We start from the raw sequence: 3,552 nt of genomic DNA on the forward strand, positions 1-3,552 counted from the left end.
TTTTCAGAAGCAACAGAAAGATCAAACTAATGAACCTCAGACATCCCAAACCAAAAAGATAGAAGCACAGGTGCCAACCACAAAATTAAAAAGAAAAGATGCTAACATAAAGGAGGAAGATACCAGCGTCTCGTTGGATGCACTACAAGAAGCGATAAAAAGGGGAAAATCTATAATGAACTTACAGGCAGAGAAGGATGAGGCATCTTTAAAATTGGAAATAGCTAATTTGAACAAACAGTTAGCTGTAACACAGGCAACAGCCGAAATGATAAAGAAAAACCCTGAGGTTATAGCAACAAAAGAGTTAGGTGCTAAAGAATTGCCAAATACAAAGATTACTATACCGCAAAATGACAAACTTCCTTCTTTAAATGCAATATCAGGAGATAAGGTTATTGTTTCAGGGAGAATCTTAAAAATAGGAGATAAGATAGAAGGATATAGAATTGTCTCTATTGGCAAGAATTCAATAGAAGTTGAAAAAGAAGGAAAAACTTATACGGTCGAGCTGCCTTGAGTAGAAAATTTTTAATATTAACAGCCATAGGACTTATAGTATTTCTGCATATGATGACTGGAGATGTTGCTACGCTGAAAAAAGACCTCCAGAGGCTTACATCTGAAGTTGAAAAGATTAGTATTGAATACTCAAAAATCCAGAGCCAGAGAGATGTTGAATTAAAAAATGGGGTGGATGTGCTTAATGCCCTTAAAGGTTTACCCGTAAGCGAAGTGAAAGTGGCTGACAATACAGTATATTTCTCCCCAAAAGATAAAGGACAGAATGCGTATAAGATCCTTACAGAGATAAAAACATATATGGAAATCCTTGGAGAAAACTGCTTTGTAACAAAAGTCAACCCCTTGCAATTTAAGGTGTATGTGGCATGGTGAAAATATCTCCTGGGAAAGAAACTATAGGGAAAATTTTATCGTTTTTTATCCTTATGGCGTATTTTTTGTTGGTTTTCATATCTTCACATCCGTCAACTACCCCTCAATAAATTGAGGGGCATGTAGCAGGTGGCGTACCTGCTGCATATTCGTCATTCCTGGCGAGTAGTTGATCGATGGGTATGCCGTATCAGAACCTGGCGTGACAGGGTGACACTCCTGACCCTGCGAGACAGAGGTGAAACCCCTCAACCTTACGCATGGTGATACAGTATGCCTCGAGGAGACGCACCATCTTATGATGCCTGGATCATAGGGCATGGTGAGGAGGTTTTGAGATGTTAGTATTTACAAAGGATAGGCTCGGCAATTCAGGACATCCCACAAAGAGGTTTGACCAGATACGTAAGTTGCTTAAGAAGAAACAGATCAGGATCATTGGTGGTGGGGCCTCAAAAAAACCTGTAGTGGTAGTGTTTCTCAACAAAGAGTTTGACCTTGAAAGAACAGTAAACCGTCGGTTTGCTCAGGTTATCACACCGGGTTATAACACCATCGGCTTTGCAGTCTGCGAAATAAAAGGCGCTACACTGATAGTTCTCTGTAGAGGCAGACTCAAGACAAGGACACCGGATATCAGAGGACTTATGCAGGAGAGAAGGTCATATAGGCGCCTCAGAAGATACCTATCCCGTTACAGGAAGAGAGGGCTCTCTGCCAGGCAAGGACGTGTGCTTACGAAGTTTAAGAAACCAAGAAATATTCGCCCTACAAAGAAGATCAGTGCTACCCTTCAGCATGGGGTCAATGCCCATATAAACCTCTTCCGCAAGATGCATAAGCTCTGCCCCCTACCCGAACATCAGATAAGTTATGGGCTGGAGGATAATGTATTTGATGTGAGAACCATGACATGGGGGCCGACAGATGGTAAGGGCTATCAGGAGTCTCCGAGGAAAGGTGCTGAAGTCGAAAGAAAGTGTATAGTTTGTGGTTTTGACAAAGATGTGCACAGACATCACCTGATACAGAAAAAGAAGGGAGGCACAGAGGTTCTGGAGAACAAGGTATATCTCTGCAAATCCTGTCATGAGGATGTCCATGCCTGGAGGATATATCTCCCGATTAATGGTATCAAGCAGTGGAGGTCCTTGGGGACGATGAATGCCATCTCAGGAATGCTCAGAGATCATGAGAAGTTAAGGACGTTAGATAGTATTTATCTTTATCTAATGTCCTTAATGTATGTGCCAGCACCTGACATGGCAGCCAGCAGAACAGAACTTGGTCTACCAAAAGGGCATGACTACGATGCAGTAGCATCTGCAGCCTCACTTTTTAACAGTACAGAATCTGATTTCTCACAGGAGATACAGGTCTCACTCAGACAGTTCAGGAGGCATAACAGGTCAAGGACTCATGCACTGAGGGATAGACTATACAAGCTGGATGGGAGGATAGTTGCAAGGAACAGGAACAAGAAGACAGACCAGAAGGAGGATTCCCTTGCTGAGTTCAGGGGAAAATACCCTGAGCTGGTTGGAAGACTAAAGGTTTATACTGGCATAAAAGTGCCTCAGCCCTTCAGGAGGGATATGCCTGCTATTGGTGGGGATATGTGGAAATATCAGAACAAACGATTTGTTGCTGATAGTGTTTTGTCGGGTAAATATATTTATAGTGCCGGGCTGAAAGATATTATAGGTAAACCTTATATCAACCCAGCTTTATGTAGAAGGATTATCAGAAACGAAGGGATGGTAGTGGTATGAGATGCAAAAAACAAACAGGCTTTCATCTCGGTATTGAAATACCGAGAATTCCCGCTTGTTATCTTTAAAACTTACAAGGTCTTGATAAGACAAGTGATAGATAACTGTGGACCGTTAGAGGAGATGGAGAAGCCTCCAGTCTGTTTAGAATTAGACCTAATTTCACGTATTGAGGAAATAATGTCGAAATGTCCATAAAATTATAAGAGGGCATCTGATGCGGGATAGACTGGAGTGGCTCCAGCAGTAGTTTCATAAACTACGTGAGGTGGGTTCGATTCCCGCTCCCGCTATAAATAAGATTCTCCTGATAAGTATTATTATAATATTCGCATTAAAACTAAGAGGAGGAAGCTGTGAGCAGAAGTAACTATAAAAAGATAAAAGAGATGCTCTTGTCAAAAAAGAAATCGCTACTCTCTAAGAATAACTATTACACAGAGGTATCAGAGAGACACGGTGACACGTTAGATTCAGCCACATCTGAGACACAGAATATGATTGATGATGCTTTTGACCGCAAGACATTACTTACAATCAGGGATATTGATACTGCGTTAAGAAAAATAGATGATGGTTCTTACGGTCTATGTGAGGAGTGCGGAGAGGAGATACCGCCTAAGAGGTTAGAGGTATTTCCTACTGCTACTCTCTGTATTAGATGTAAAGAAGAAATGGAAAGATACCAGAAGACTATCAGTAAAGGTGGAAGAGATTGGGAGTAGAAAATTGGTTATTGAGTGTGTAATAGATAGTATAAAGTATCAATCACCTGAAACTGGCTGGACTGTAGCAATAGCCAGTATAGATTCTAGGCCCCTCACTATAGTAGGCAATATATTTGGGGTTGAAAAAGGATATAAGATAAAGGCTGAAGGTAAAT

Annotated in this window: 4 protein-coding genes and 1 tRNA gene; all 5 read left to right on the forward strand. The window is 41.2% G+C overall.

Going from position 1 to position 3,552, the window contains the following annotated elements; translation table 11 throughout:
• A partial coding sequence (locus tag AB1488_08130) for a hypothetical protein (GenBank protein MEW6410065.1) occupies positions 1 to 520 on the forward strand: 520 nt, incomplete at its 5' end.
• The gene (locus AB1488_08135; protein MEW6410066.1) at positions 517 to 897 is read left to right on the forward strand and encodes a hypothetical protein; all 381 of its coding nucleotides are present in this window, start codon (positions 517 to 519) and stop codon (positions 895 to 897) included. The genes AB1488_08130 and AB1488_08135, both read left to right, overlap by 4 nt.
• Before the next feature lie 338 nt (positions 898 to 1,235).
• The gene (locus AB1488_08140) at positions 1,236 to 2,669 is read left to right on the forward strand and encodes an RRXRR domain-containing protein (protein MEW6410067.1); all 1,434 of its coding nucleotides are present in this window, start codon (positions 1,236 to 1,238) and stop codon (positions 2,667 to 2,669) included.
• Between the two features lie 218 nt (positions 2,670 to 2,887).
• A tRNA-Met gene (locus AB1488_08145) sits at positions 2,888 to 2,962 on the forward strand.
• Positions 2,963 to 3,025: 63 nt separating this feature from the next.
• Complete coding sequence (locus tag AB1488_08150) at positions 3,026 to 3,394, forward strand: TraR/DksA family transcriptional regulator (GenBank protein MEW6410068.1); 369 nt, start codon at positions 3,026 to 3,028, stop codon at positions 3,392 to 3,394.
• Positions 3,395 to 3,552: the final 158 nt, after the last annotated feature.

Source organism: Nitrospirota bacterium (assembly GCA_040756155.1).
Taxonomy (GTDB): Bacteria; Nitrospirota; Thermodesulfovibrionia; order JACRGW01; family JBFLZU01; genus JBFLZU01.

What these genes read in the sequence shown, in the direction of transcription:
- AB1488_08140 (MEW6410067.1), top strand. Translation starts at nt 1,236, where the DNA reads ATGTTAGTATTTACAAAGGATAGGCTCGGCAATTCAGGACATCCCACA.